Below are 26,952 nucleotides of genomic sequence, written 5' to 3' on the forward strand. Positions count from 1 at the left end.
CGGGAACCGCCCTCCCCCTTCATGCGCTTGCCTGGTGTAGCAACAGGGGAAACCGATGAAGCAGCCAGTCGCGCAGCAGGTGCATGTCGATGCACCGTGGAAAATTCCGCCGCGGGCCTGGTGGGAGATTTTGAAGCGGGTTTATGGCGCGCTGTCGGCCAACCATGTCGGTTTGCTGGCGGCAGGCGTCGCTTATTATGCATTCCTCTCGATTGCGCCGATGATGGCGGCCGTCGTGCTGACCTATGGCCTGTTTGGCGATCCGGCGATGGTCGGACGGCATATGCAGGCGATCATCGCGGTCGTGCCGGCCGATGCGGCCAAGCTGATCAACGACCAGTTGCTGGGCGTCGTCAGCACCGCCAAACCGGCGATCGGCTTTGGCCTGGCCGCAGCACTGGGCATTGCGATCTATGGCGCGACGCGCGCGGCATCGGCCATCATGGAGGCGCTGAACATCGTCTATGGGCAGAAGGAAGGACGCGGCATCATCGCGTTCACCCGTGTGTCGATGGGCATTACCTGTTCCGCCGTGCTGGTGATGGTGGCAGGCGTTTTTACCGCCACGGTCATCGGCCTGCTGCAAAAGCTGCTGGTCAACTGGGGACCGGGCGTGCTGTTCGCGATCAAGGCCGTGACATGGATTTGCGCCGGCCTGTTCGCCAGCCTGATATTCGGGCTGATCTACCGTTTCGGGCCGCACCGGCGGCAGGCGCAGTGGCAATGGCTGACGGTCGGGTCGGTCACAGCCACCCTGTTCTGGCTGGTGGTCACGCTGGGCGTGTCCTTCTATGTCGCGACATTTGGCAATTATAACGAGACATACGGGTCGCTGGGCGCGGTCGTCGTGCTGCAATTATGGCTTTTCGTATCGGCCTATGTCGTGCTGCTGGGCGCGCAGATCAATGCGGAGGCAGAGCGGCAGACCAGTGCCGAAACGAGCATCGCGGATCGGCAGGAAAAAGCTGCATAATCGCGCTTGCCCTGCCCGTCATGCCACGCTAAAGCGCCCTCCTTCGCCGGCACAGGAGTGTAGCTCAGTTGGTAGAGCGTCGGTCTCCAAAACCGAATGCCGGGGGTTCGAGTCCCTCCACTCCTGCCAGGCGTTCCAGCAGCATCCTTGTCTTGCATGAGGTTTGCCGCTAGACGCGCCGTCGAAATTGTGTCGCGAAGCTATGCGGCCGCATCCCCCGGACGCCGATATGGGCGGGATCGGGAGGGCGGACTATTGCTTCGCGTTTTGGTGTTTGTGCAAAGGGTTTGAGGCAGGCGATGGCGAAGGTTTCCCCCGGCGAATTCGTCAATCAGGTGCGGACCGAAGCGTCGAAGATCGTGTGGCCCACGGGTCGCGAAACGATCATGACCGGCGTGATGGTCGTCATCATGACGACGATGCTGGGCCTGTTCTTCTTTGGCATCGACACTTTTTTCGGCGCGATCGTCCAGTGGCTGCTGAGCCTCGCGGCGGGTCGGGCCTGAGCATGACCGCCTTGGTTTTTGGGAGTTTGAAACGGTAACATGGCGCGCTGGTACATCATCCACGCCTATTCGGGCTTCGAGAACAAGGTCAAGGAATCGATCCTGTCCGAAGCCGAGCGCATGGGCCTTTCCCAGCTGGTCGAACAGGTCGAAGTGCCTGTTGAAACCGTGACCGAAGTGAAGCGCGGCAAGAAGGTGCAGGTCGAGCGCAAGTTCATGCCCGGCTATGTTCTGGCCAAGCTGGCGATGAACGACGACATCTATCACCTGATCAAGAACACGCCCAAGGTGACGGGCTTCCTGGGTTCGATGGGCAAGCCGCAGCCAATCAGCGAATCGGAAGCCGCACGCTATTTCGGCGCCCGCAAGGAAGCCGAGGCCGCGCCCAAGCACAAGGTCAGCGTCGATTACGAAATCGGCGATGCGGTCAAGGTATTGGACGGTCCCTTCGCCAGCTTCAACGGCACGGTCGAGGAACTGGATTTCGAAAAGAACCGGGTCAAGGTGTCGGTGTCGATCTTTGGTCGCGCAACGCCTGTCGAACTGGATTTCGAGCAGGTAGAGCTTTCCAAATAAGGAAAGCTCGTGTCCCGGCGAAGGCCGGGATCCAGGGCGTCTGGGCGTGACGTCGCATGATTTCGCCCTGGGGCCGGATCAAGTCCGGCATGACGGGGCAAACAGAATTTCCGGGCGACCGGGAATAAGCGCGGGAGGAGGCTTCGCCTTCGTTAGTACCGCTAAACTTGAACCGGGCGTGGCTTTCGGGTCCGCCCAGCAACAGAGTGAGTCATAATGGCCAAGAAAATTACGGGCTATATCAAGCTCCAGGTCCCCGCTGGAGACGCCAAACCCGCACCGCCGATCGGCCCAGCCCTGGGTCAGCGCGGCGTGAACATCATGGAATTCTGCAAGGCGTTCAACGCGCAGACGGCCAATGTCGACAAGGGCACGCCCCTGCCGACGATCATCACCGTCTATGCCGACCGCAGCTTCACCTTCACCACGAAGCAGCCGCCTGCGACCTTCCTGATCAAGAAGGCGATCAACCTGAAGTCGGGTTCCAAGGAACCGGGCAAGGTCGTCGCTGGCAAGATCACCCGCGCCCAGCTCGCCGAAATCGCCCAGGCCAAGATGGTTGACCTGAACGCGAACGACATCGACGCAGCAACGAAGATTATCGAAGGCTCCGCGCGCGCGATGGGCCTCGACGTGGTGGAGGGCTAAGACCATGGCAAAGCAGACCAAGAAGGCGAAGGCTCTCGCCGCCGCGATCGACAAGAACAAGCTGCACGGCGTTGACGAAGCGCTGGGCCTGATCAAGACCCACGCGACCGCCAAGTTCGACGAAAGCGTCGAAATCGCGATCAACCTGGGCGTCGATCCCCGTCATGCTGACCAGATGGTCCGTGGCGTTGTCACCCTGCCCGCCGGCACCGGCAAGGACGTTCGCGTCGCCGTGTTCGCCCGTAACGACAAGGCTCAGCAGGCGCTCGACGCCGGCGCCGACATCGTGGGTGCAGAAGACCTGCTGGAATCGATCCAGGCCGGCAACATCGATTTCCAGCGCGTCATCGCGACGCCGGACATGATGGGCCTGGTCGGTCGCCTGGGTAAGGTTCTGGGCCCCAAGGGCCTGATGCCCAACCCCAAGCTGGGCACCGTGACCCCGAACGTCGCCGAAGCCGTGAAGGCCGCCAAGGGTGGTCAGATCGAATTCCGCGTCGAAAAGGCCGGTATCATCCATGCGGGCCTGGGCAAGTCGAGCTTCACCGCTGAAGACCTGCGCAAGAATTTCGACGCGTTCGTCGATGCGATCGTCAAGGCGAAGCCGACCGGCTCGAAGGGCAAATATGTGCGCAAGATCGCCCTGTCCTCCTCGATGGGTCCGGGCGTGAAGGTCGATGTGGCGGAAGTCGCCGCAGTCTGATTTTTGCGTTATAGACAATCAGGAAAGCCTCCTTCCTCGCGAAATGGGGAAGGAGGCTTTCCTGTTTTTATGTTCATCCTCCCCTGCAAGGGGAGGGGGACCGCCGCATAGCGGTGGTGGAGGGGTATCACCCTATCGAGAGGGGGGACACCCCTCCGTCAGGGCTTCGCCCTGCCACCTCCCCTTGCAGGGGAGGATGAACATAAAAACAAGATGTGTATAAGAGACAGGGTGGAGGGGTATCACCCTATCGAGAGGGGGGACACCCCTCCGTCAGGGCTTCGCCCTGCCACCTCCCCTTGCAGGGGAGGATGGTATGAAACCGAAGCGTGCGACCTTGCGCTTCGGGCGTCCGATTGAACGGGCGGAAGGAACAGGTCTTTTGGTATCCGTCGGTATATGGCGGGTCGCTATTATCCGATGGAATACAACAATATGGCATTTGAAACTCTCCCCCCCATCCTGGCGCAGGCGCTCACGACCAAGGGGTATGAAAACCTGACCGAAGTGCAGGCGTCGGTCATCGAACCCGAAGCGATTGGCCGCGACATGATCGTGTCGGCCAAGACCGGGTCGGGCAAGACCGTCGCCTTTGGCCTGGCCATGGCGGGCGAATTGCTGAACGAGGAAGGCCGCCTGCCCCCGCCCGCCTGGCCGCTGGCGCTGGTCATCGCGCCGACGCGCGAACTGGCATTGCAGGTCAGCCGCGAACTGGAATGGCTCTACGCCGGAGCGCGGGCGCGCATCGCCACCTGCGTTGGCGGCATGGACGCCGCTCGCGAGCGCAAGGCGCTGGCGCAGGGCGCGCATATCGTCGTCGGTACGCCGGGCCGCCTGCGCGACCATCTGGAACGCGGCGCGCTCGACCTGTCGGCGCTGAAAACCGCCGTGCTGGACGAGGCCGACGAAATGCTCGACATGGGCTTTCGCGAAGATCTGGAGGGCATTCTCGACGCCACCCCTGATGGCCGCCGTACCCTGCTGTTTTCGGCGACCATGCCCAAGCCGATCGTGGCGCTGGCCCGCCGCTATCAGAAGGATGCGTTCCAGATCCAGTCCGCCGGCAATGATCGCGGCCATGGCGACATCAGCTATCAGGCGATGACCGTCGCACCCGCCGACATTGAAAATGCAGTGGTCAACCTGCTGCGCTTCCATGAAGCGGAGACGGCGATCCTGTTCTGCGCCACGCGCGACAATGTCCGCCATCTCCACGCCAGCCTGACCGAGCGGGGCTTTGCCGCCGTGGCGCTGTCGGGCGAACATAGCCAGAATGAGCGCAACCATGCGCTGCAAGCGCTGCGCGACAAGCGGGCGCGCGTGTGCGTGGCGACCGACGTTGCCGCGCGCGGCATCGACCTGCCCACGCTGACGCTGGTGGTGCATGTCGAAATCCCGCGTGACGTCGAGACCATGCAGCATCGCTCCGGTCGTACCGGCCGCGCGGGCAAGAAGGGCACGGCCGTCCTGATCGTCCCCTATCCGCGCCGTCGCCGGGTGGAAGGGATGCTGAAGGGCGCGAAAATCCCCGTCGAATGGACGTCCGCCCCCACCAAGGAAGCGATCGCCGCGCAGGATGCCGAACGGCTGCGCGCGCGCCTGCTGGAGCCGATGGAACTGGAAGAGTCTGACTGGGCGCTGGGCGGCGAACTGCTGGAAGCCAAGAGCGCCAAGGAAATCGCGGCCATGCTGGTGCGGTCTGCCCGCGCCGCGCTGCCTGCGCCCGAAGAGTTGCTGGACGGCAGCGAAGCGCCCGCGCGCCGCGACGGGCCACGTCCCGGTTTTGAAGATACGCAGTGGTTCCGGATCAATATCGGTCGTCGCCAGAATGCCGATCCGCGCTGGATCCTGCCGCTGATCTGCCGTCGCGGCCATGTGTCGCGCGGTGACATCGGCGCAATCCGCATCACCACCAACGACACGATGTTCGAAATCCCCAAGGCGATCGCGTCCAAATTCCTGGCCGCCGTTCGCCGCACCGGCGAAGCGGGTGACGAGGGCGCGGACGTGCTGTTCGATCCGGTCGATGGTGCGCCGCGCGAGGAAGCGCGCGAAAAGCGCAAGCAGTTGCGCCCTGCCAATGGCGACCGTCCCAACCGCAGCGGTCCGCCCCGCGGCGGTCCCGGCAATTTTTCGCGTGGCGGCGCAGCGCCGCATAGCCCACGCCCGTTCAAGGGCGCGGGCGCGGGCGGCCCACGCAAGGGTCCGCCGCGCAGCCGGGGATAACACCCTTTAGAACAGGTAGGAGCCAAAGGGGCCGTCGGTCATTGCTATGAAGCATGACCGACGGCCCCTTTCTCATTCCGGTGCTGGGCGACCAGTTGACGCCCGACATCGCCGCACTGCGGCACGCTGACAAGGCGCGGAGCGTCGTGCTGATGATGGAGGTGGCGGATGAGACCCGCTATGTCCGCCATCACAAGGCGAAGATCGCCTTCATCCTGTCCGCCATGCGCCACCATGCCGATCGGCTGCGCGCGCTGGGGTGGACAGTCGATTATGTGAAACTCGACGATCCGGCCAATAGCGGCAGCTTCACTGCCGAGGTCGCGCGCGCCATCGCGCGGCATCATCCCGCCGCCATTCACGTGACGGAGGCGGGTGAATGGCGGGTGCGCGCTATGCTGGAAGATTGGGAACTGCGTTTCGGGCTGCCGGTCACGATCCATGAGGATGACCGCTTCCTCTGTTCCCATGCGGAATTCGACAGCTGGGCGGCGGCGCGCACGCAGTTGCGGATGGAGTTTTTCTAGCGCGACATGCGGCGCAATACCGGACTGTTGATGACGCTGTCTCTTATACACATCTAGATGTGTATAAGAGACAGGCGCTATGCTGGAAGATGGGGAACTGCGTTTCGGGCTGCCGGTCACGATCCATGAGGATGACCGCTGTCTCTTATACACATCTAGATGTGTATAAGAGACAGGTTGCGGATGGAGTTTTTCTATCGCGACATGCGGCGCAAAACCGGACTGTTGATGACGAGCGCGGGCAATCCGGAGGGTGGCGAATGGAATTATGATGCGGAAAATCGCAAGCCCCCGCCGGGGCGTGACCTGTTGATGCCGCAGCCTGTCCAGTTCCGGCCTGACGTGGTGACGCAAGATGTGCTGGCGCTGGTTGCGGATCGCTTTGCCGACCATATCGGCAGCCTCGACCATTTCCATTTCGCTGTGACGCATGAGGAAGCGATGCGCCAGCAGCGCCGCTTTCTGGACGAGGCATTGCCGCGCTTTGGCGACTATCAGGACGCGATGCTGACGGACGAGCCGTTCCTGTGGCACTCGATCCTGTCGCCCTATATTAACGCCGGGCTGCTCGATCCGCTGGCGCTCTGCCACGCGGTCGAGGCGCGCTATCGGGCGGGCAAAGTGCCGTTGAACGCAGCGGAGGGCTTTATCCGCCAGATCATCGGCTGGCGCGAATATGTGCGTGGCATCTATTGGCACGAAGGGCCGGACTATGCGCAGCGTAACGCGCTGGGGGCGACGCGGCCCCTGCCCGGCTTCTACTGGACCGGCGAAACCGAGATGCATTGTATGGCGCAGGCTATCGGCCAGACCATCGACCATGGCTATGCCCACCATATCCAGCGACTGATGATCACCGGCAATTTCGCGCTGCTGGCCGGGATCGATCCGCACCAGGTTCATGTCTGGTATCTGGAAGTCTATGCGGACGCCTATGAATGGGTCGAACTGCCCAATACGCTGGGGATGAGCCAGTTTGCCGATGGCGGCCTGCTGGGGTCAAAGCCCTATGCGGCGAGCGGCGCCTATATCAACCGCATGTCGGATTACTGCAAATCCTGCCGATATGACGTGAAGCAGCGGGTGGGCGAGGATGCCTGCCCGTTCAACGCCCTTTATTGGGATTTCCTGGCCCGCAATGAAAAGCTGCTGGGGGGCAATATGCGGCTGGCCATGCCCTATCGCAACTGGGCGAAGATGGCGCAGCCCGACCGCGCGGCGATCCGCGATCAGGCCGCGCGGTTTCTGACGTCTCTCGATTAATTGGCTCCGCACAGGCTGAGCATGCGGCCCGCCAATTCCCGTTCCCCCATCACGATTTGCGGCACGCCCAGTTTCTCCAGATAGTCGACCTCCGCGTCGCTGTGCGCGCGGGCGACGACGGCCAAGTTGGGGTTCAAGCGGATCGCATGTTCAAAAATCGCCCCGCCCTCGAAACCTTCCGGCACGGCAATCAGCAGATGATGCGCCTTTTTAACCCCCGCCTTTGTAAGGTGCCGGTCCTCCAGCGCGCTGCCGCGTACCACGGACAGGCCGGCGGATTGGGCATCCTCGGCTTTCGCGCCATCGCCCTCGATCACGACGAACGGCACGGATCGTTCGGTCAGGCGGGTGGCGATGAGTTTGCCGACGCGGCCATAGCCTACCAGCACGACATGCCCCACCGGCGGGCGCTCCGCCGCGACGCGGGCGGCTTCTGCATCCCCCTCGTCCTGCTTGCGGCCACGCACGGCCAGAGAGAAGAGGATGGGGTTGAGGAAGATCGAGACGATGGCGCCCGCCAGGATCAAATCGCGCGCATCGGCGGGCAGGACGCCAAGTCCCGTCCCCAGCGTGGCGAGGATGAAGGAAAATTCGCCGATCTGCGCCAGGCTGATCGCGATGGTCATGGCGGTGTCGGCTGGCTTGCCGAAGAGTCGGACAATGGCATAGGCGGCGATCGATTTGCCCACGATGATGATCGCCACGGTCGCCAGCAGCGGCAGCGGCTGTTCAACCAGCACCGCCGGATTGAACAACATGCCGACCGACACGAAGAACAGCACCGCAAATGCGTCGCGCAGGGGCAGCGTCTCCTCGGTCGCGCGGCGGCTGAGCGGCGTTTCGCCCAAAATCATGCCCGCGAAGAATGCGCCGAGCGCGAAGGAGACGTCGAACGCATAGGCCGCGCCGAATGCCACGCCCAGCGCGATGGCCAGGACCGCAAGCCGGAACAGTTCGCGCGATCCGGTATGCACCACCCAGTGCAACGCCCAGGGGATCACCCGTCGCCCCACCACCAGCATCAGGGCGACGAAGCCTGCAACCTTGAGCAGGGTACCGACCAGCGGCGCGATCAGGGCGCCTACCCCTGCCCCTGCATTGGCGTCGTTGATGACGGTGGCGAGTGCGGGCAGCAGGACCAGCGCCAGGACCATCACCAGATCCTCGACAATCAGCCAGCCGATTGCGATGCGGCCCCGCCGCGTCTCGACCAGATCGGCGCCCTGTAACGCCCGCAGCAGTACGACGGTGCTGGCGACCGACAAGGCAAGGCCAAAGACGATGCCCCCCATCAGCGGCCAGCCCATGACATGCGCCAACGCCATGCCAAGGCCGGTCGCGACTGCAATCTGCACCAGTGCGCCGGGGATGGCGATATTCTTGACCGACAGCAGGTCTTTCAGCGAAAAATGCAGCCCCACCCCGAACATGAGCAGGATGACCCCGATTTCGGCCAGTTCGTTGGCCAGCGCAGTGTCGGCAACGAAACCGGGGGTGAAGGGACCAACCATGATCCCGGCGACAAGATAACCGACGAGCGGCGAGAGTTTGAGGCGATGTGCGATCGCCCCCATGATGAAGGCAACAACGAGACCGGCGACAATCGTGCCGATCAGGGGCGTGTGATGGGGCATAGCAGGCTTTCTATTCTGCACGGCGGCCATGCGCATGACAGGCGCGGCCAGCCGGGCGACCTATCCCTGGGCGATGGGCAGCATGGCGAGCGATAGCGCGGCAGCGGCAATGGCCAGCGCGACCATGACGGCCGGCATGAACCACCAGGGCGGGCGTTTGCGGGGCATGAGCGAAGCTCCTTGTTCCGAACGAAGGCCCGCACAGGCGGGCCGGGACTCGATTCGTCAGGAACTGGCGGGCGGAGCGCGGGCGCGTCTATCGTTGGAGTGGAAGCCCGATCGCGCTCTTTCCCCGACAGGGGCGAAGGCGGGGGCAGCAGATTGCCGCCACAGGATCACAAAAGCGGCGGCAAACGCCGCCAGCAACAGCAGCGGGACCGACGGACCTTCACCGTCCGGTTGCGTGGCCTGCACTGCCTGCGGGGCCAGCGGCGCGCGCGCCTTGATCACGACATCGATCGTCGCGGGATTGAAGGCGGAACCCGCGACCCGGCTGAGCGGCGGCCCAAGCGGCGCAAGCGCGGAGAGCAGGATGACCGCAATCAGCGTCCACACAGCAGCGATGACCGACAGGCGCTGGCCCGCCGATGCTCCACTGTCTGTTGCGATGCGCTTCATGTGTGTCACTATCCCTTTATCCTGCTATAGATAGGGCAAGGCAGGTCGAAAACCACCCCTCGAACCAGCCTATCGTGGTTGACAGGTCCGAGTCATTCCACTACCGGGCCACATTCCCGCGCGGGTCGGCTAAGGCTTCATGTCTTTGGTGATCTGCGTAAAGCAGATTTGAACGAGAAGAGACAAGCCATGTTCGCTATCGTGCGCACGGGCGGCAAGCAATATCGCGTCGCCGCCGGAGACAAGATCGTCGTCGAAAAGATGGCCGGCGAGGCCGGCGACAAGATCACGCTGGACGACGTCCTGCTGGCCGGTGAAGGCGGCGATCTGAAGGATGTGGCCGGTCTGACCGTCGCAGCCGAGATCATCGCGCAGGCGAAGGGCGAGAAGGTCATCGTCTTCAAGAAGCGCCGCCGCCACAATTATCGCCGCAAGAACGGCCACCGTCAGCGTCACACGATCCTGCGGATCGTTTCGATCGGCAGCGAAGCGAAGAAGGCCAAGAAGGCCGCTGCCAAGACCGAAGACGCGGCCCCTGCCGCTGCCGAAGCCTGATCGCTTCGCGACTAGAATTAGGAGTTTAGACAATGGCACATAAGAAAGCTGGCGGTTCGTCGCGTAACGGTCGTGATTCGGAATCGAAGCGCCTTGGCGTCAAGAAGTTCGGCGGTCAGGAAGTGATCGGCGGCAACATCATCATTCGCCAGCGCGGCACCCGCGTCTATCCCGGCCGCAACGTTGGCATGGGCAAGGACCACACGCTGTTCGCACTGGGCGAAGGCCGCGTGGTATTCCACGCTGGCAAGCAGGGCCGCAAATATGTGTCGGTAGACGCCGTCGCACAGGCCGCTGAATAACGGACGATCGATGACGGATCGTCCCTCCGCAAAGGGGCGATCCTCCCGACAGGGCCAATAGGCGCTGTCGGTTTTCGAGGGAAAAAGGGGCGCTCCTTCCACAAGGAGCGCCCCTTTTTCATTGTTGCGGGCCTCCCCTCCACTTTCCCTCAAGTCCTTGGAACTTAAGCCCTTCTCGCGCGTCATGCGGGCGGGGCCAGTCCATGAACCCACGCCGTCGTCAAGCCGTCATCATTGGCGGCTATCGGCGCCGACAAAGAGGAGAGACGAGAATGTTCGCCCGTACCCCCCGCCTGCTCCTGCGTCCGGGCTGGATGGAAGATGCCCCTGCCCTGGCCCAGGCCATTGGCGACCCTGCCGTCCTGCGCAATCTGACACGCGCGCCCAGCCCCTATGGCCTGGAAGACGCGCTCGCTTTTCTGGAAAGGCCGCAGGACGTGCATCTGCCCAGCCTGCTTGCCTTTACCCGTACCCACGGCGCGCCGCGCCTGGTCGGCGGCTGCGGCATCACCCGCGCCGACGATGGCGGCCATGAGCTGGGTTACTGGATCGCCCGCCCCTATTGGGGACTGGGTTTCGCGACGGAAGCCGCACAGGCCGTGCTGCGCATGGCGCGCGCCAATGGCGTCAGTGGCATCCGTGCCGTCCATTTCGCCGACAATGGCGCGTCGGGCAATGTCCTGCGCAAGCTGGGCTTTCGCCAGACTGGCCGCGTCGAACCCCGTTTCAGCCCGGCGCGCGGCGACACTGCGCCCTGCCTGATCCTGGAAGAAGGCGGCGTGGCCCGACGGGGCGATGACCCGGCGATGGATCTATACGCTGACGCCATGCCTGCTATGGCGGCTTGATCTTTCCCCGTTAACGGGGCGGTGACGTGACGGAGGGGGTCAGTGCCCGGACATGAAATTTGTGTCAGGCATCTAAATCCCCTCCACCCGCTATGCCGGTCTCCCTTCCCGTGTCTGGGAAGACGGCGAACGATCGAACAGCCTGATCGCCTTGCCCGCCAGCATCGCATCGCCAAATTCGGCAAAGCCCAGCTTTCCCGCGACCTTGATTGACGCGCCATTATCGGGTTCGATGATGCAGCGGATCGTGGCCGCGTCCAGATTGGCGTCCGCCCAGCCCAGCACTGCCGTCATCGCCTCGGTCGCCAATCCCCGCCCCCAGGCCTGCGGTCCCAGCACCCAGCCGGCTTCGGGCACGCCCTCCAGTTCGGGCAAACCGCGCGCGGCGCTCAGCAATCCCGCCTCCCCGATCAGCATGCCGGTCGCCCGGTCCTCCATCACCCACATGCCATAGCCCAGCAGCGACCACATGCCCGCATAGCGCAGCAGGCGGAACCACACAGCCTGCGCATCCTGCGGCGATCCGCCGATATGGCGCACGACATCGGCGTCGGCCCACAGCGCGCAACAGGCGGGATAGTCCGCAACGCCGTGCGGACGCAGGATCAGCCGGTCGGTTTGGAGCGTCGGGGGATGGAGCATGGCCGCGATAAGACCGCACCCCACCCCGCCGGTCAAGCCGTGGCGGGCGCCGCCATCCGCGCATCGGCATAGGCGCTGTCGGCCAGCGCGATCAATGCCCGGTCGTCCACGCGCCACGGATGAAAGCCCGGCAGGAAGTAGCTCATCCAGGGTCGGGCCACGCGCCGCAATATGCCGGGCCGCACCAGAGCATAGTGCAGCAGCCCACCCCATGCGCGCACATGTGTAATCCCGTCCTGCCGCAACAACTCCATCATCCCGCGCGCGCGATGGTGCAGGAAATGCTTGGTCACGATCAGCATCATCAGCGTCTTGACGCGCCAGCGTTTCGCCCTGCTCCAGTTGCGGGTCGCATGCATCCATGTGTCATGCGCCACCCCCTTATGCTCGATCTCCTCGATCGCGTGCCAGCGCCACATCGCGGCCGCTTCCGGTTCTGCCCCGACCAGGTAGCGCGGATCGCGCAGCAGTTCATGGGCCAGGATGGCGGTAAAATGTTCCAGCGCCATGGTCGCGGCCAGGCTGATGATCGGCGGGCGCTGCCGGGCAAGGTCCAGCAACCGAACCACGTCGGCGTCGAGCAGCGACACGTCATAGCCATTGTCCGTCACTTGCCGGTTGAAGGCCAAATGCTCGCGGCTATGGACCACTTCCTGTTTGGTGAAGGCCGCGATCTCCTGCGCCAGCCGATCAGGCACGCCTTCGCGAAAAGCCCGCACACTGTCGATGAAATAGGCTTCGCCGCGCGGAAAGGTGATCGACAGGGCGTTGAAGAAAGCCGTGGCGATCGGATCGCCATTCAGCCAATGTCGGGCGGACCCTTGCCCGCGCCCGAAACGGCGGTCGCGCGGCGTGATGGTCAAGTCAGTCGGGGTCATGGGGACATCTCCTCACTACTTACATGAATGTAAATATGAGTTGCTTACACTAATGTCAATAAAACGTGCCCGCCTGAGCCCCGATGAAAGCCGTCATGCGGCCGTGGAAGCGGCGCGCGTGCTGCTGATCGAGGCCGGACCGCAAGCCGTAACGCTCAAGGCCGTGGCAGCGCGGATCGGGCGGACCCATGCCAATCTTCTCCATCATTTCGGGTCGGCCGCGGGCTTGCAAAAGGCGCTGGCGGCGCATCTGGGCGAAACGATCACCGCGACGATCGGCAAAGCGGTGGACGCCATGCGGCGCGGCGAAGTCGCCCCGCGCCTGATCGTCGACATGACGTTCGATGCGTTCGACGCGGGCGGCGCGGGCGCGCTGGCCAGTTGGATGCTGGCGTCGGGCAATGAGGATGCGCTCGACCCTGTGGTGGAGGCGATCCACCGGCTGGTCGACAAACTGGTCGCCACCGCGCTGACCCCGGACCTGGGCGATGTAATCCGCGACAATACGCTGATGCTGGTTCTGCTGGCGCTGGGCGATTCGCAGATGGGCGGGCCGATGGCGGCGTCGCTGGGCCTGCCGCGCGAAAAGGCGCGCGAAATCGCCACGCGCAGCCTGGTCGCTGCCCTGATGGCCGAAGCTGCCGCCTTTGCCGCGACCGAAGCGGCGCAAGCCAAGGTTTAACCTTGTGCGATTGCACGCTATTTCTCATTTTCCGCATTCCGCGAGCGCTCGGCTGTTCCAGCAGAGTTCAGAATGCTCTATGGGCGCCCCATGCATTTTCTCGATCAAGCAAAAATCTTTATCAAATCCGGCTGGGGCGGCCCCGGCGCGGTCAGTTTCCGGCGCGAAAAATATGAAGAATATGGCGGCCCGGACGGCGGCAATGGTGGCAAGGGCGGCGACATCATCTTTGAAGCGGTGCAGGGCCTCAACACCCTCATAGACTTTCGCTACACCCAGCATTTCAAGGCGCAGCGCGGCACGCCCGGCATGGGCAAGAACCGCTATGGCGCGGGCGGCAAGGATCTGGTGATCAAGGTGCCGGTCGGCACGCAGATATTGTCCGATCCCAAGCCGATCGAGGGCAGCGAGGATGAGGACGGCATTCCCGATTATGAGGATCAGGAAGTGCTGGCCGACTTCACCGAAGTGGGACAGCGCATCACCTTCCTGCGCGGCGGCGATGGCGGCCGGGGCAACATGTCCTACAAGACCAGCACCAACCGCGCGCCGCGCCAGCATGGCACGGGCTGGCCGGGCCAGGAAATGTGGGTGTGGCTGCGGCTTAAGCTGCTGGCCGATGTCGGCCTTGTCGGCATGCCCAATGCGGGCAAATCGACGCTGATCAATCAGGTCACCAATACCAAGGCGAAGGTCGGCGCCTATGCCTTTACGACCACCAAGCCGCAACTGGGCGTGGTGCTGCACAAGAATCGCGAATTCGTGCTGGCGGATATTCCGGGCCTGATCGCGGGCGCGGCCGAGGGCGTGGGGATTGGCGACCGCTTCCTGGGCCATATCGAACGCTGCCGCGTGCTGCTTCATCTGATCGACGCGACCGGGGACGATCCGATCGAGGCCTTCCACATCGTGCAGGACGAACTGGCCGCCTATGGCGAGGGGCTGGACGAAAAGCCGCAGATCGTCGCGCTGAACAAGGGCGACCTGCTTGGCCCGGAACTGATGGAAGATATTGCCGGCCAGTTGCGCGAGGAAGGCGTGGAAGATGTGTTCATCATCTCGGCGGGCACTGGCGAGGGCGTGGAAGCGTTGCTCGACGCGATCCTGCCGATCGTGGGACAGGCGCTGGACGATGCGAAGGCTGAAGGCAGCGCAGATGAAGAAGGCGAAGGCCCATGGTCGCCGCTCTAGGCGTCAACCAACCCACCCCCGTTCGGGCTGAGCCTGTCGAAGCCCTGCACGTCTCTTCAAGAAAGAACGGCCCTTCGACAAGCTCAGGGCGAACGGAATGATAGCTGTGTCCATGCCCCCCCTCTCCGGCTTTCCCCCCGCCCTCATTCGCCGTCTGGTCATCAAGATCGGCTCTGCCCTGCTGGTCGATCCGGCGGGTCAGGTGCGGGTGGACTGGTTGCGTACGCTGGTCGCCGACGTCGCGGCGCGGAAAAGCGCGGGGCAGCAGGTGATCATCGTATCGTCCGGCGCGATCGCGCTGGGCGCGCGCCGGTTGAAACTGCCCAAGGGCGGACGCGGCAGCCTGGAGGATGCGCAGGCAGCGGCGGCAACCGGACAGATCGCCCTGTCGCAATGCTGGGCCAGCCTGCTGGACGAATGCGGCATCACTGCCGCGCAGATGCTGGTGACGCTCGACGACCTGGAAAATCGCCGCCGCTATCTCAATGCATCGGCGACGCTCGAACGGCTGATGACGCTGGGCGTCGTGCCGGTGGTGAACGAGAATGACAGCGTCGCTACCGCCGAAATCCGCTTTGGCGATAATGACCGGCTGGCGGCGCGTATCGGACAGGCGGCACGGGCTGACGCAGTTGTCCTGCTGTCGGACGTTGACGGGCTTTACACCGCCAACCCGCACGTCGATGCGGACGCGATGCTGATAGAGACAATAGAACGCATCGATGCGCGAATCGCTGCCATGGCCGACGGCGGTTCCGCGTCCGGCATGGGATCGGGCGGGATGACCTCAAAGATCGAGGCGGCCAGGATCGCGACCGGCGCGGGCGCCCATCTGGCCATCATTTCGGGCAAGGTCGATGCGCCCCTGTCGCACTGGACCAATGGTGGCAAGGGGTCGATCTTCCTCGCCGCGCCAGCGAAACGTGCGCGCAAGGGCTGGCTTGCCGGGCGGTTGACCGTGCGCGGGCGGATCATCGTGGATGCGGGCGCGGAACGGGCGCTGGGCCAGGGCAACAGCCTGTTGCCGGCCGGCGTCGCCCGTGTCGAAGGCGTGTTTGCGCGCGGCGACGTGGTCGATATCATGACCCCCGATGGCCGGACGATCGCGCGCGGCCTCAGCGAATATGACAGCGAGGAAGCGGCGCGGATCGCGGGCAAGCGCAGCGAGGATATTGCCGTGCTGCTTGGCCATCTGCCACGATCCGTGCTGGTCCATCGCGACCATATGGCGATGGTCTGACGCCATGACATTGCGGATTGCGATGACCGGCGCGACGGGTTTCGTCGGCACGGAGACGTTGGATCAGGCGTTGGCGGCGGGGCATCATGTCACCGCACTGACCCGCAAGGCACAGCCGCCGCGCGCGCGGCTGAAATGGGTGCCGGGATCGCTGGAGGACGCGGCAGGGCTGGATACGCTGGTCCGCGACGCCGATGTCGTGGTGCATATCGCGGGCGTGGTGAACGCGCCGGACAGGGCGGCTTTCGCTGTCGGCAACGCACGCGGGACCATCGCCGTGATCGACGCGATGCGCAAACGTGGTGTGCGGCGGTTGATCCACGTCTCTTCACTGGCGGCGCGCGAACCGGACCTGTCCGATTATGGCTGGTCCAAGGCGCTGGCCGAACGCCACGTACAGGCCAGCGGCCTCGACTGGACGATCGTGCGCCCGCCCGCCATTTATGGACCCAATGATCGGGAGATGCTGGAACTGTTCCGCATGGCCAAGCGCGGCGTCATGATGCTGCCGCCCGGCGGGCGCCTGTCGGTGATCGAAGTGGGCGATCTTGCCCGGCTGCTGCTGACGCTGGCGGGCGAGCAGGAGATCAGCCTGACGCACATCTATGAGGCGGACGACGGCACTGTCGGCGGGTGGGACCACAAGGATTTTGGCGCAGCGATCGGCCGCGCGATGGGACGCACCGTACGGACGCTGGCGACCCCGGCATGGCTGCTGGGCGTGGCGGCGCGGACCGACCGGATGATCCGGGGCAAGGGCGCGAAGCTGACCCCCGACCGGGTCGATTATTTCTGCCATCCCGACTGGGTCGCCGCGACCGGCGCGCATGTCCCCCGGCAATTATGGATGCCGCAGGTGCCGACCGAGGCGGGGTTGAAGGCGACCGCGGACGCCTATCGGGCCAAGGGCTGGGTGTAGGTCCGCTCCCCTTACCCTCCCCGTTATGATTCGACGGGCTTCTTCGCTCGCTGTTCTGCCAGAAATTCGCTGATCGCCTGCCCGCTGGCATTGAGCAGCGGAAAGGTGCGCGCGTCGGACAGCCAGTCCGGGCGGCGCGCGCCGCTGCCATACATGGTGTCATAGACCAGGCTGAAGGCGAGGAAGATCAGGGTCGCGCCGATCAGTCCCTTGACCGCGCCAAAGCCGCCGCCCAGCACCCGGTCGACCGGCCCCAGCACGGACTGGCGCGTACGGCGTCCAATCGCGTGGGCGACCATCTTGCCCGCTGCGAAGGTGACGCCGAACACCAGTACCAGCGCCAGCACGGCGGCCCCGCTGGTCGTCCCGACAAAGGCGCTGAGCAATTCGGTGGCGGAGGCATGGAACAGGCGAATGGCGAAGATCGCCAGCACCCACGCCATCAGCGAAAGGGTTTCCAGCACGAAACCGCGCAGCAAGCCCAATATGGCGCAACCACCAATGGCGAGCAGGACAAGAATATCAACGGCGTTCATCGCCAGCGTGGCTATCCCCTGCCCAGCATCTGGTCAACCAGCCCTGCGAGGGTGCGGAAGCCATTGACTGCAATTCCCTTCACCCCGTCCGCCGCCGCAGCGGGGATGAAAGCGCGATTGAACCCCAGCTTGGCCGATTCGCGCAGCCGCAGCGGCGCATGGGCGACGGGCCGGATTTCACTCGACAGCGCGATTTCGCCGAACAGCACGACGTCGGCGGGAACGGGCCTTTCCGACAGGGCGGAGACCAGCGCCGCTGCCACCGCCAGGTCCGCCGCCGGGTCCGACAGGCGATAGCCACCCGCGACGTTCAGATAGACTTCGCAGGTCGAAAAGCTGAGGCCACAGCGCGATTCCAGCACCGCCAGCACCATCGCCAGCCGCCCGCTGTCCCAGCCTACCACAGCGCGGCGCGGGGTCGCCCCGCTCGACAGGCGCACGACCAGCGCCTGTATCTCTACCAGCACCGGCCGGGTTCCTTCCAGCGCCGGGAACACGGTCGCGCCGGTCACGCTTTCATCACGATGGGTCAGGAACAGGGCGGACGGGTTGGCGACTTCCTCCAGCCCCTCCGCCACCATCGCGAACACGCCGATCTCGTCGGTGCCGCCAAAGCGGTTCTTGATCGCGCGCAGGATGCGATATTGGTGGCTGCGCTCCCCCTCGAACGCCAGCACCGTATCGACCATATGTTCCAGCACGCGCGGCCCGGCGATGCTGCCATCCTTGGTCACATGGCCGACCAGCACGAGCGCACTGTTGCGCTGCTTGGCGAAGCGGATCAGTTCCTGAGACGATGCCCGCACCTGGCTGACTGTGCCGGGCGCGCCCTCGATCAGGTCGCTATGCATCGTCTGGATCGAATCGATGATGAGCAAGGCGGGCGGCTCCCCCTCCCCCAGCGTCGTCAATATGTCGCGTACCGACGTTGCGCTCGCCAGCATCACCGGCGCGCCCCCCAGGCCCAGCCGCTGCGCGCGCAGCCGCACCTGATCGGTCGCTTCCTCGCCACTGATATAGACGACCGACAGCCCGCGCGCCGCCACCCGCGCCGCGGCCTGCAACAACAGGGTCGATTTGCCGATGCCCGGATCGCCGCCGATCAGCGTGGCGGATCCCGCCACGATCCCGCCGCCCAACGCCCGATCGAACTCGGCAATGCCGGTGCTGGTGCGCGGCGGCAGCTCGACCTTGCTGTCCAGCCCGATCAGCGTGATCGCCCGTCCGCCAGCGTGCAGGTCGTGCCGCGCCGAAAACGCGGTTTCCGGCGCTTCCTCGACGATGCTGTTCCACTCGCCGCAATCCTCGCACTGGCCCTGCCACCGCGGCGAGACTGTGCCGCATTGCTGACAGACGAATTTCCGCTTTGCCTTGGCCATGGCGGAGATATGCCGACCATGCGCGAACATTGCAAGAACATCCGGTGATGGACTGGAAACATCATCGCGGCTCAGGCATTGAAGCGGTAATGAAGACAATCCGCGTTGCCAGCTACAATATCCGCAAGGCCATCGGCACCGACCGGCGGCGGATGCCCGAACGGGTGCTGGAGGTGCTGGGCGAGGTGGACGCGGACATCATCGCGCTACAGGAAGCCGACCGGCGCTTTGGCGTGCGATCGGCGGCCATTCCGCCCGTGCTGATGGAGCGCCTGAGCGATTACAAGCCAGTACCGCTCGACGTGCAGGTCGATTCGATGGGCTGGCACGGCAACGCCCTCCTGGTGCGCAAGGCCGCGCAGATCGACCTGAGCGACGTGCTGCATCTCCCCTATCTGGAACCGCGCGGCGCGACCATGGCGGAAGTGACGCTGAACGGCCTGTCGCTGCGCGTGTTCGGCATGCATCTGGACCTGTCGGGCCTGTGGCGGCGGCGGCAGGCCGCAGCCGTGATCAATGCGGCGGCACAGGGCGCGCCCATGCCCACCGTGCTGATGGGCGATCTTAACGAATGGAGCGCCAATCGCGGCTGCCTGGCCGACTTTGCGCATCATTATAGTTTCGCGCCGTGCGGACGCAGTTTCCATGCGCGCCGTCCGGTGGCGCGGCTCGACCGGATCATGCATTGCAACCGGTTGACGCTGACCGACTGCGGCGTCCATGACAGCGCTTCGTCGCGCAAGGCGTCCGACCATTTACCGATCTGGGCCGATTTCCGCGCCTGACAGCCCCTCGACAAGCTGTCTCCGCTCTGCGACGTTCACGCCATGAAGGAGAGGGAACTCAGGCTTGGGCTGGTCTGCTATGGCGGCATCAGCCTGGCCATTTACATGCATGGCATCACCAAGGAGGTATGGCGGTTGGCGCGCGCCAGCCGCGCCTATCATGACGGCGTCCAGCCGGAGACAGGCAGCGAGGCCATCTATCACAAGCTGCTTGCCGACATGGAGGAGGCCAGCGGGGTGCGGCTGCGCGTGCTGCCGGACATTATCGCCGGGGCCAGCGCCGGCGGGATCAATGGCATCTTTCTGGCGCAAGCGATCGAGACCGGCCAGTCGCTGGAACCGCTGACCAACCTGTGGCTCGACAATGCCGATGTCGACAGCCTGCTCGATCCCGATGCCCGCCCGACGCGCGCGCTCACCAAATTCTGGGCGACGCCGCTGGTCTGGATGGCGGCGCGGCGGCCCGGCGATGCGGTGGAGCGCACGGTCGCGCCGGACACGCGCGAGGAAGTGCGGATGAAATTGTCCCGCTTCATCCGCTCCCGCTGGTTCGAACCGCCCTTTGGCGGGGAGATTTTCACGACGCTGATCCTCGACGCCTTCGACGCGATGGCGGCCAGCGAGCGCGGGCCGGTGCTGTTGCCTGACGGCCATCCGCTCGACCTGTTCGTCACCGTCACCGATTTTGAAGGGCATCCGCAAAGCCTGACCCTCAACAGCCCGCCCCAGGTGATCGAGACCGAACATCGCCTGTCGATCGGCTTCCGGGCGCGGGGCCGGGGTGCGCGCGAATTTGCCGATACCGCCGAACTGGTGTTCGCGGCGCGCGCCACCGCCAGCTTTCCGGGCGCCTTCCCCCCCTTCACCGTGCGCGAACTGGACCGGGTGCTCAAGCGCCGCCATCGCAATTGGCCGACGCGCGACGCATTCCTCGCCCGCGCGCTGCCGCGCCACTGGGCGCGCGGCACGGCGGAGGATGCGGTGCTGATCGACGGGTCGGTGCTGGCCAATGCGCCCTTCGCGCAGGCCATCGGCGCGCTGCGCAACCGGCCGTCGCGGCGGGAGGTCGACCGGCGCTTCGTCTATATCGATCCAAAGCCCGGCCATCGCACCATCCAACTCAACCGCCATGGCGATCAGGTCGCGGTGCCCACGGGCGAGGATGCGCCGCTGCCCGGCTTCTTCCGCACCATCTTCGGCGCGCTGAGCGACATTCCGCGGGAACAGCCGATCCGCGACAATCTTGAGGCGATCGACCGCCATTCCTCGCGCATTCGCCGGATGCGCCGCATATTGAACGCGCTGCGCCCCGGTATCGAGGCGGAGGTGGAAGGGGCGATCGGCGGGATGCTGTTCCTCGACCGGCCAACCCCGTCGCGCCTGTCGGCCTGGCGCGCCAAAGCGCAGCAGCGGGCGGCCAGTTCCGCCGGTTTCGCCTTTCCCGCCTATGGTCACCTCAAATTGTCAGGCATCGTCGAATCGCTCGCGACCCTGCTGTTCCGCCTGTCGGGGGAGGATAGCCGGATGCTGCGCGAAACCTATCGCGCGGCGATATGGGCACAGGTGCGCAAGGATGGCGCGGATCAACTGGACGGGAGCGGCGGGTCGGCTTCCGGGCCGGTCTCCTTCTTCCGCACCCATGATCTGGCGTTCCGCATTCGCCGCCTGCGCTTTCTGGCGCGGCATCTGGCCGACACGCTGGAAAGTGAGGGCGCGGCGGAGGATGAAGCGGTGCTGGCAATGCATGACGCGATCTACCGCGCGCTGGCGCTCTATGCCGAATGCGAGGAGAGCGATTTTCACGGGGCCGCCGTGCTGGCCGCCGCGCGCGATGTGCCGGGCGATGCCGCCGCCGCACTGGAAGCGGTTGCGCAGGAACGCGGCCTGCGGACGCGGGACGAGGGCGCGGACATGATCCTGGCCGAAGCTTTCGCCGCCCTGCCCAAGGCCGGTCGCAGGTCCATGCTGCTCGCCTATCTCGGCTTCCCCTTCTACGACATCGCCACCCTACCGTTGCTTCAGGGTGACACTATGGACGAATATGATCCGGTGAAGGTCGACCGGATTTCGCCCGAAGATTGCTCCGCGATCCGCCCCGGCGGCGCTGCCGCTACACTTAAAGGCATTGAATTCAATAATTTCGGCGCTTTCTTCAGCCGGGTCTATCGGGAAAATGACTATCTGTGGGGCCGCCTGCATGGGGTCGAGCGGCTGCTGGACATCGTGATTTCAGCCATGCCCACCGCAAGCCGCCTTTCCCCCGACGCGCTGCGCGACTATAGGCGGGCGGCTTTTCTGGCGATCCTGGACGAAGAAGAGTCGCGGCTACCGCATGCCGCGGACCTGATCGCCAGCTTGCGGGAGGAAATCGGGTGAGCAGGCGTTTGAGGCTGGTTCCGATAGGCATGACGCTGGCGCTCGTCGCCGGCTGCGGAGATTCGTCACCGCAGGTTGCGCAGGCCGATCCCAGCCCCAGCCCGCCGGTCGTTCCCGCGCCTGCCCCGCCACCCCCGCCCAAAGCGGTCGTCAGCCCACCGCCGCGGCCCAAAGCCGGGCCGGTCGTTACCGTTCGCGCCCAGCCCGCGCCATGGCATTCGCTCGACCTGCCGCCGTCGGACGTCGCCGCCAGCGCGGCCCCCTTCCCGCGCGAAGTGACCCAGTTCATGGTGGAGCGCGACAGTTGCGACCATTTCCGGGGCGAAGAAGCCTATGATGCGGAACGGCGCGCCTATATCGAGGAAAATGTCGCGGAACTGTGCCACGGGTCCGACGCGACGCTGGCGACGCTCCGCCGCCGCTACGCCGCCGATCCGTCCGTCACCGCTGCACTGCATGGCTATGAGGACCGGATCGAAGAGCGCGACGAAGAATAGGCGCTCCCTCACCCGTTCGGTATTACAGCAACCCGTCGACCTGGTGTGCCAGGTCAATGTCCCGCTGCGACAGGCCGCCTGCGTCATGCGTGGTCAAAACCATGTCCACCCGGCTATAGACATTGCTCCATTCGGGATGATGATCCGCCTTCTCGGCCAGGATCGCCACCTGCGTCATGAAACCGAAGGCGGCGACGAAATCCGGAAAGGTGAAACGGCGCGAAATGCCGTCCGGCTCCGCGACCACCGACCATTCGGGCAGGTCGGCCAGCGCCAGCGCGCGCGCCTCATCGCTCAGCTTCTCGATCATGTCCCTATCCTCTGAAAATAGTTTCGCCTATGTGGCAGCCATGTCGCACGAAGGTCAACCGCACCGCTTCGCTCCCACTGCGCAGGATATTGAGGCGCTGGCGCTTGAAGCGCTGGCGCGCCTGCCCGCCCCCTTTACCGACCATCTGCACAATGTCGTCCTGTTCGTCGAGGAATTTGCCGATGCGCAGACGCTCAAGGACATGGACATTGACGATCCGTTCGGCCTGACCGGCCTCTACACCGGCCGCCCCGTCGGGCAGGAGGCGCAGACCGGGGATGCGCCGCCCACCGTCCATCTGTTCCGCCGACCCCTGCTGGACGAATGGATCGAAACCGGGGTGCCGCTGGACGCGCTGATCACCCATGTCGTCGTCCATGAAATCGGCCATCATTTCGGCCTGTCGGACATCGACATGCATGTGCTGGAGGATATGGTCGCGCCATGAGCCGTGCGGCGCTGGCCCTGTCGGACGTCGCCTGCCTGCGCGGCGGACGGATATTGTTTCGCGGCGTCAACCTGACGCTCGATGCAGGCGCCAGCGCGTTGCTGACCGGCCCCAATGGCGTCGGCAAATCCAGCCTGTTGCGGCTATGCGCCGGGCTTCTCCCCGCCTTTTCCGGTACGATGGAACGCCACGGCGCGGTCGCGCTGGCCGATGAACGGCTGGCGCTCGACAGTGAATTGCCGCTGGCGCGCGCACTCCATTTCTGGGCGCGACTGGACGGCAGCGCCGCAAATGCCGTCGCCGCGGCACTTGACGCGATGGCGCTTACGCGGCTTTCCGACGTGCCGGTTCGGATGCTGTCGACCGGGCAGCGCAAGCGGGCGATGCTCGCGCGGGTCATCGCCAGCGGCGCGCCGATCTGGTTGCTGGACGAGCCGGGCAATGGTCTGGACAGCGCCTCGCTGGACCTGCTGGGATCGGCCGTGTCCGCGCATCTGGCGGGCGGCGGCATCGTCGTTACAGCGTCGCACCAGCCGCTGCCGCTGGGCGCGCCGGTCGTGCTGTCGCTGGCCGACCATCTGCCCGATCCGGCGGAGTGGGACGCATGAGGATGCTCTGGTTGCTCGCCTCGCGCGATCTGGGCACCGCCTGGCGCTCGTCGGGCCTGTGGCTGCCGGTTGCCTTCCTGCTGCTGGTCGCCAGCCTCTATCCCTTTGCGGTCGGCCCGGACCTTGGCCTGCTGCGCCGCACCGGGGGCGGGATGGTGTGGATCGCCGCGCTGCTGGCCAGCCTGCTGCCGGTCGACCGACTGATCGCGCCGGATCGCGACGCGGGGGTGTTGGATCAGATGGCGCTGCGCGGCATTGGCGATGAAATGGTCGTGCTGGCCCGGCTGATCGCTCACTGGCTGGGCTTTGGCCCGCCACTGATGATCGCCACCCTGCCCGCCGCCGCCTTGCTGAAACTGGATGGCGGGACGATCTGGATGCTGGAGGCTGGCCTGCTGATCGGCACGCCTGCGCTGGCGGCGCTCGGCCTGCTGGTCGCGACGCTGACAGCGGGCCTGCGATCCAGCGGTGCGCTGGCGGGATTGCTCGCTCTGCCGCTGGCGGTGCCGCTGCTGATCTTCGGTGCGGGCACGCTGGGCGATGGCAGTGGCGCAGCACTCAAATTCCTCGCCGCCGCCTCGCTGCTGCTGGTCGCGATCACGCCATTTGCCGGTGGCGCAGCGATACGGGCGGGGCGGGAATAGTCCGGCATCCGCCGATGGCGAGGCTGTAGAAGGCGAACAAGCCCGACACGGCCCTGTTCCTTCCGCCTCTCGACATCGCCCTTCGCCTGCGCCACAGCCACCCCCATGCTTGCCCTTGCCGCCTCGATCCTGTTCGTCCTGATCTGGTCCACCGGATTCATCGTCGCCCGCGCGACGGTGCCGCACGGCGCGCCCGAACTGGTGCTGGCGATCCGCCTGACGCTGGTTGCGATTCTATTGTGCGGCGCGGCGCTGTTCGCGCGGCAGGACTTTCCGCGCGGGCGCAGGCTGGCCCTCCACCTGCTTGCCGGCGCCATGTTGCACGGCGTCTATCTTACGGTCGGCTGGTGGGCGATCAGCCGTGGCATGCCCGCCGGGATCATGTCGCTGCTGGGGGCGCTCCAGCCGCTGATGGTCGCGGTCGCCAGCGTCGTCCTGCTGGGCGACCGGCTACCGCGCCGCACCTGGGTGGGGCTTGCCATCGCGATCCTGGGCGTCACCTGCGTCCTGCTGCCCGCCATCATGCGCAGCGGCACCGGCTCCATCTCCATCGGGTTGGCGATTGCGGGCCTGGTCGCGGTCATCGCCATGACCGGCGGCACGTTGATCCAGCGCGGCGGACTGGCGGGTGATCCGATTTTGGTGTCGGGCGGGGTGCAGAATATCGGCGGCGCACTGGTCGCGATCACCGCCACGCTGATCGTGGGCGAATGGCGTTGGGACAATGATCCCATGCTCTGGGCCGCGCTCGGCTGGTCAGTGCTGGTCCTGTCGGCGGCTGGTCTCAGCCTGCTCGTCTGGCTGGTCCGCCATCAGGGGCCGACCGCCATGTCGATGCTGTTGCTGCTCGTCCCGCCGCTGGCCGCGATCGAGGCTTGGCTGCTCTTTGGCGAACGGCTTGGCCCTATCCAGCTTGTCGGTTTTGCGCTGGCGCTGGGCGGGGTGCTGCTCGGTCGATCGGCGCCCGCCAGACAAGCGGACCTGACCGAACCGGCCTGATCAGCCTTCGCGCAGCCTTTCATGATGGCGGATCACTTCGTCGATGATGAAGCGCAGGAATTTTTCGGTGAAGTCAGGGTCCAGCTTCGCGTCCAGCGCCAGCTGCCGCAACCGGGCAACCTGCCGTTCCTCCCGCCCTGGATCGGCCGGGGGCAGCGCATGGCTCGCCTTATATTCGCCCACCGCCTGCGTCACCTTGAACCGCTCGGCCAGCATGAACACCAGCGCGGCGTCGATATTGTCGATGCTTTCGCGGTAGCGCTGCAATGTGTCGGTCACGTTCATCCTCCGGTCAATCGGCGCGCTTTTTGCGCCATCTGGCCTCACAGGCAAGCTATTCCCGCTTGCCATCTGCATTTTGCCCGGCCAAGGGACGCACATCATGACAGCACCCGCCCCCGGTAACGTCCACCCCATCGGCCGCGCCAAAAGCGCGCCGTCGCTGGCCCCCATCATGAATCTGGTCGCCGACGGCATGAACCAGGTCAATGCCGTGATTCTGGACCGGATGCAGTCGCGCATCCCGCTGATCCCCGAACTGGCCGGGCATTTGATTGCAGGCGGCGGCAAGAGGCTGCGGCCTATGCTGACTTTGGCCTGCGCCGATCTGGTCGGCTATGCCGGATCGCGCCACTACAAGCTGGCCGCCGCGGTCGAATTCATCCACACCGCCACGCTGTTGCATGACGATGTCGTCGATGGATCGGGCCTGCGCCGGGGCCGCAAGACCGCCAACATCATCTGGGGCAACAGCGCCAGCGTGCTGGTCGGCGACTTCCTCTTCTCCCGCTCCTTCGAGCTGATGGTCGAAGCGGAATCGCTCAAAGTCCTGAAAATCCTGGCCAACGCATCGGCGGTGATCGCGGAGGGCGAAGTCAACCAGCTGACCGCCCAGCGCAAGATCGACACCAGCGAGGACCAGTATCTCGACATTATCGGCGCCAAGACCGCAGCGCTGTTCGCCGCCGCTTGCCGCATTTCCGCCGTGGTCGCCGACCGGGACGAGCGGGAGGAGCAGGCGCTCGACGTCTATGGCCGCAATCTCGGCATCGCCTTCCAGCTGATCGACGACGCCATCGATTATGAATCGGACGGCGCGACCATGGGCAAGGATGCGGGCGATGATTTCCGCGATGGCAAGGTGACGCTGCCGGTGATCCTGGCCTATGCCCGTGGCAGCGATGAGGATCGCGCCTTCTGGAAGGCGGCGATTGCGGGCCACAAGATCAGCGATGATGATCTGACCCACGCCACTGGCCTGCTGCGCCGCACCGGCGCGATCGCCGACACGCTCGCCCGCGCCCGCCATTACGGCCAGCGCGCGATCGACGCGCTGGGCATGTTCGACAATGGCAAGGCCAAGGCCGCACTGACCGAAGCCGTCGAATTTGCAACGATCCGCGCCTATTGAGGATTTGGGTCTGCATTTCGTTCCCATT

General features: G+C 65.0%; 29 protein-coding genes, 1 tRNA gene and 2 pseudogenes. 24 read left to right on the forward strand and 8 right to left on the reverse strand.

What is annotated here, in order from left to right:
• Positions 1–55: 55 nt before the first annotated feature.
• The 9 genes and pseudogenes from FE851_RS09700 to FE851_RS09740 all read left to right on the forward strand — a co-directional run.
• Complete coding sequence (locus tag FE851_RS09700) at positions 56–973, forward strand: YihY/virulence factor BrkB family protein (RefSeq protein WP_017183108.1); 918 nt, start codon at positions 56–58, stop codon at positions 971–973.
• Positions 974–1,026: 53 nt separating this feature from the next.
• Positions 1,027–1,102, forward strand: a tRNA-Trp gene (locus tag FE851_RS09705).
• A 170-nt stretch (positions 1,103–1,272) separates the two neighbouring features.
• Positions 1,273–1,479: a preprotein translocase subunit SecE gene (secE, locus tag FE851_RS09710; RefSeq protein WP_017183109.1), complete on the forward strand. Its 207-nt coding sequence runs from the start codon at positions 1,273–1,275 to the stop codon at positions 1,477–1,479.
• Between the two features lie 39 nt (positions 1,480–1,518).
• A complete protein-coding gene (gene nusG / locus FE851_RS09715; protein WP_017183110.1) occupies positions 1,519–2,055 on the forward strand; it encodes a transcription termination/antitermination protein NusG in 537 nt (178 codons plus the stop codon).
• A 216-nt stretch (positions 2,056–2,271) separates the two neighbouring features.
• Complete coding sequence (gene rplK / locus FE851_RS09720; protein ID WP_017183111.1) at positions 2,272–2,703, forward strand: 50S ribosomal protein L11; 432 nt, start codon at positions 2,272–2,274, stop codon at positions 2,701–2,703.
• Positions 2,704–2,707: 4 nt separating this feature from the next.
• Positions 2,708–3,406, forward strand: a complete 699-nt coding sequence (rplA, locus tag FE851_RS09725; RefSeq protein WP_017183112.1) for a 50S ribosomal protein L1 — start codon at positions 2,708–2,710, stop codon at positions 3,404–3,406.
• A gap of 435 nt (positions 3,407–3,841) precedes the next feature.
• Positions 3,842–5,632: a DEAD/DEAH box helicase gene (locus FE851_RS09730; protein ID WP_026002380.1), complete on the forward strand. Its 1,791-nt coding sequence runs from the start codon at positions 3,842–3,844 to the stop codon at positions 5,630–5,632.
• Positions 5,633–5,685: 53 nt separating this feature from the next.
• Positions 5,686–6,135 (forward strand): annotated as a pseudogene (locus tag FE851_RS09735) (cryptochrome/photolyase family protein); the annotation flags it as partial.
• Between the two features lie 201 nt (positions 6,136–6,336).
• Positions 6,337–7,422 (forward strand): annotated as a pseudogene (locus FE851_RS09740) (cryptochrome/photolyase family protein); the annotation flags it as partial.
• Here FE851_RS09740 and ybaL read toward each other — a convergent pair.
• Together ybaL and FE851_RS09750 are read right to left on the reverse strand one after the other, a co-directional pair.
• On the reverse strand, positions 7,419–9,056 hold the full coding sequence (gene ybaL, locus FE851_RS09745) for a YbaL family putative K(+) efflux transporter (protein WP_145202002.1): 1,638 nt from the start codon (positions 9,054–9,056) through the stop codon (positions 7,419–7,421). The pseudogene FE851_RS09740 and the gene ybaL overlap by 4 nt on opposite strands.
• Before the next feature lie 225 nt (positions 9,057–9,281).
• Complete coding sequence (locus FE851_RS09750) at positions 9,282–9,674, reverse strand: hypothetical protein (protein ID WP_145202005.1); 393 nt, start codon at positions 9,672–9,674, stop codon at positions 9,282–9,284.
• Positions 9,675–9,863: 189 nt separating this feature from the next.
• Between FE851_RS09750 and rplU the strand changes: the two genes are divergently transcribed.
• The 3 genes from rplU (at position 9,864) to FE851_RS09765 (ending at position 11,379) form a co-directional block, all read left to right on the forward strand.
• Entirely contained in the window at positions 9,864–10,229 is a 366-nt protein-coding gene (rplU, locus tag FE851_RS09755) for a 50S ribosomal protein L21 (RefSeq protein WP_017183118.1), read from the forward strand.
• 32 nt (positions 10,230–10,261) lie between these two features.
• Positions 10,262–10,531, forward strand: a complete 270-nt coding sequence (gene rpmA, locus FE851_RS09760; RefSeq protein ID WP_017183119.1) for a 50S ribosomal protein L27 — start codon at positions 10,262–10,264, stop codon at positions 10,529–10,531.
• A 272-nt stretch (positions 10,532–10,803) separates the two neighbouring features.
• Positions 10,804–11,379 (forward strand): GNAT family N-acetyltransferase, encoded by a 576-nt coding sequence (locus tag FE851_RS09765; protein WP_145202008.1) that lies wholly within the window; start codon positions 10,804–10,806, stop codon positions 11,377–11,379.
• A 90-nt stretch (positions 11,380–11,469) separates the two neighbouring features.
• Here the strand turns inward: FE851_RS09765 and FE851_RS09770 are convergent, their stop codons facing one another.
• Complete coding sequence (locus FE851_RS09770; protein WP_145204308.1) at positions 11,470–12,021, reverse strand: GNAT family N-acetyltransferase; 552 nt, start codon at positions 12,019–12,021, stop codon at positions 11,470–11,472.
• Between the two features lie 32 nt (positions 12,022–12,053).
• On the reverse strand, positions 12,054–12,899 hold the full coding sequence (locus tag FE851_RS09775) for a metal-dependent hydrolase (protein ID WP_145202011.1): 846 nt from the start codon (positions 12,897–12,899) through the stop codon (positions 12,054–12,056).
• Between the two features lie 52 nt (positions 12,900–12,951).
• Here FE851_RS09775 and FE851_RS09780 point away from each other — a divergent pair, with 52 nt between their 5' ends.
• The 4 genes from FE851_RS09780 to FE851_RS09795 all read left to right on the forward strand — a co-directional run bounded on the left by FE851_RS09780 (position 12,952) and on the right by FE851_RS09795 (position 16,931).
• Positions 12,952–13,581: a TetR/AcrR family transcriptional regulator gene (locus FE851_RS09780; RefSeq protein ID WP_145202014.1), complete on the forward strand. Its 630-nt coding sequence runs from the start codon at positions 12,952–12,954 to the stop codon at positions 13,579–13,581.
• 90 nt (positions 13,582–13,671) lie between these two features.
• A complete protein-coding gene (gene obgE / locus FE851_RS09785) occupies positions 13,672–14,772 on the forward strand; it encodes a GTPase ObgE (RefSeq protein ID WP_107123773.1) in 1,101 nt (366 codons plus the stop codon).
• A gap of 97 nt (positions 14,773–14,869) precedes the next feature.
• A complete protein-coding gene (proB, locus tag FE851_RS09790; RefSeq protein ID WP_145202017.1) occupies positions 14,870–16,012 on the forward strand; it encodes a glutamate 5-kinase in 1,143 nt (380 codons plus the stop codon).
• A 4-nt stretch (positions 16,013–16,016) separates the two neighbouring features.
• Entirely contained in the window at positions 16,017–16,931 is a 915-nt protein-coding gene (locus FE851_RS09795) for an NAD-dependent epimerase/dehydratase family protein (protein ID WP_145202020.1), read from the forward strand.
• A 23-nt stretch (positions 16,932–16,954) separates the two neighbouring features.
• Here FE851_RS09795 and FE851_RS09800 read toward each other — a convergent pair whose 3' ends face one another.
• Positions 16,955–17,467 (reverse strand): CvpA family protein, encoded by a 513-nt coding sequence (locus FE851_RS09800; RefSeq protein WP_017183128.1) that lies wholly within the window; start codon positions 17,465–17,467, stop codon positions 16,955–16,957.
• An 11-nt stretch (positions 17,468–17,478) separates the two neighbouring features.
• Positions 17,479–18,846 carry a DNA repair protein RadA gene (radA, locus tag FE851_RS09805; RefSeq protein WP_145204311.1) on the reverse strand — a complete coding sequence of 456 codons (1,368 nt, stop codon included), beginning with the start codon at positions 18,844–18,846 and terminating at the stop codon, positions 17,479–17,481.
• A gap of 89 nt (positions 18,847–18,935) precedes the next feature.
• On the opposite strand from radA, the gene FE851_RS09810 reads away from it, so the two are divergent.
• The 3 genes from FE851_RS09810 to FE851_RS09820 are packed head-to-tail and all read left to right on the forward strand — an operon-like array spanning position 18,936 to position 22,504.
• Positions 18,936–19,631, forward strand: a complete 696-nt coding sequence (locus FE851_RS09810) for an endonuclease/exonuclease/phosphatase family protein (protein ID WP_026002383.1) — start codon at positions 18,936–18,938, stop codon at positions 19,629–19,631.
• 42 nt (positions 19,632–19,673) lie between these two features.
• Positions 19,674–22,007: a patatin-like protein gene (locus tag FE851_RS09815; protein ID WP_145202023.1), complete on the forward strand. Its 2,334-nt coding sequence runs from the start codon at positions 19,674–19,676 to the stop codon at positions 22,005–22,007.
• A 29-nt stretch (positions 22,008–22,036) separates the two neighbouring features.
• Positions 22,037–22,504, forward strand: a complete 468-nt coding sequence (locus FE851_RS09820) for a hypothetical protein (RefSeq protein WP_145204314.1) — start codon at positions 22,037–22,039, stop codon at positions 22,502–22,504.
• A 22-nt stretch (positions 22,505–22,526) separates the two neighbouring features.
• On the opposite strand, the gene FE851_RS09825 is transcribed toward FE851_RS09820, so the two are convergent.
• Entirely contained in the window at positions 22,527–22,814 is a 288-nt protein-coding gene (locus tag FE851_RS09825; protein ID WP_145202027.1) for a 4a-hydroxytetrahydrobiopterin dehydratase, read from the reverse strand.
• Between FE851_RS09825 and FE851_RS09830 the strand changes: the two genes are divergently transcribed.
• From FE851_RS09830 to FE851_RS09845, 4 genes are all read left to right on the forward strand, one after another.
• Entirely contained in the window at positions 22,813–23,262 is a 450-nt protein-coding gene (locus tag FE851_RS09830; protein WP_017183134.1) for a metallopeptidase family protein, read from the forward strand. The genes FE851_RS09825 and FE851_RS09830 overlap by 2 nt on opposite strands.
• Complete coding sequence (gene ccmA, locus FE851_RS09835) at positions 23,259–23,870, forward strand: heme ABC exporter ATP-binding protein CcmA (protein ID WP_145202030.1); 612 nt, start codon at positions 23,259–23,261, stop codon at positions 23,868–23,870. Before FE851_RS09830 ends, ccmA begins: the two co-directional genes overlap by 4 nt.
• Positions 23,867–24,514 (forward strand): heme exporter protein CcmB, encoded by a 648-nt coding sequence (locus FE851_RS09840; protein ID WP_026149380.1) that lies wholly within the window; start codon positions 23,867–23,869, stop codon positions 24,512–24,514. Before ccmA ends, FE851_RS09840 begins: the two co-directional genes overlap by 4 nt.
• Positions 24,515–24,619: 105 nt before the next feature.
• Positions 24,620–25,513: a DMT family transporter gene (locus FE851_RS09845; protein WP_017183137.1), complete on the forward strand. Its 894-nt coding sequence runs from the start codon at positions 24,620–24,622 to the stop codon at positions 25,511–25,513.
• Here the strand turns inward: FE851_RS09845 and FE851_RS09850 are convergent, their stop codons facing one another.
• Entirely contained in the window at positions 25,514–25,798 is a 285-nt protein-coding gene (locus FE851_RS09850) for a chorismate mutase (RefSeq protein ID WP_017183138.1), read from the reverse strand.
• A gap of 97 nt (positions 25,799–25,895) precedes the next feature.
• Between FE851_RS09850 and FE851_RS09855 the strand changes: the two genes are divergently transcribed.
• Complete coding sequence (locus FE851_RS09855; RefSeq protein ID WP_017183139.1) at positions 25,896–26,924, forward strand: polyprenyl synthetase family protein; 1,029 nt, start codon at positions 25,896–25,898, stop codon at positions 26,922–26,924.
• Positions 26,925–26,952: the final 28 nt, after the last annotated feature.

It is taken from the genome of Sphingobium sp. B2 (genome assembly GCF_007693735.1).
Lineage (GTDB): Bacteria > Pseudomonadota > Alphaproteobacteria > Sphingomonadales > Sphingomonadaceae > Sphingobium > Sphingobium xenophagum.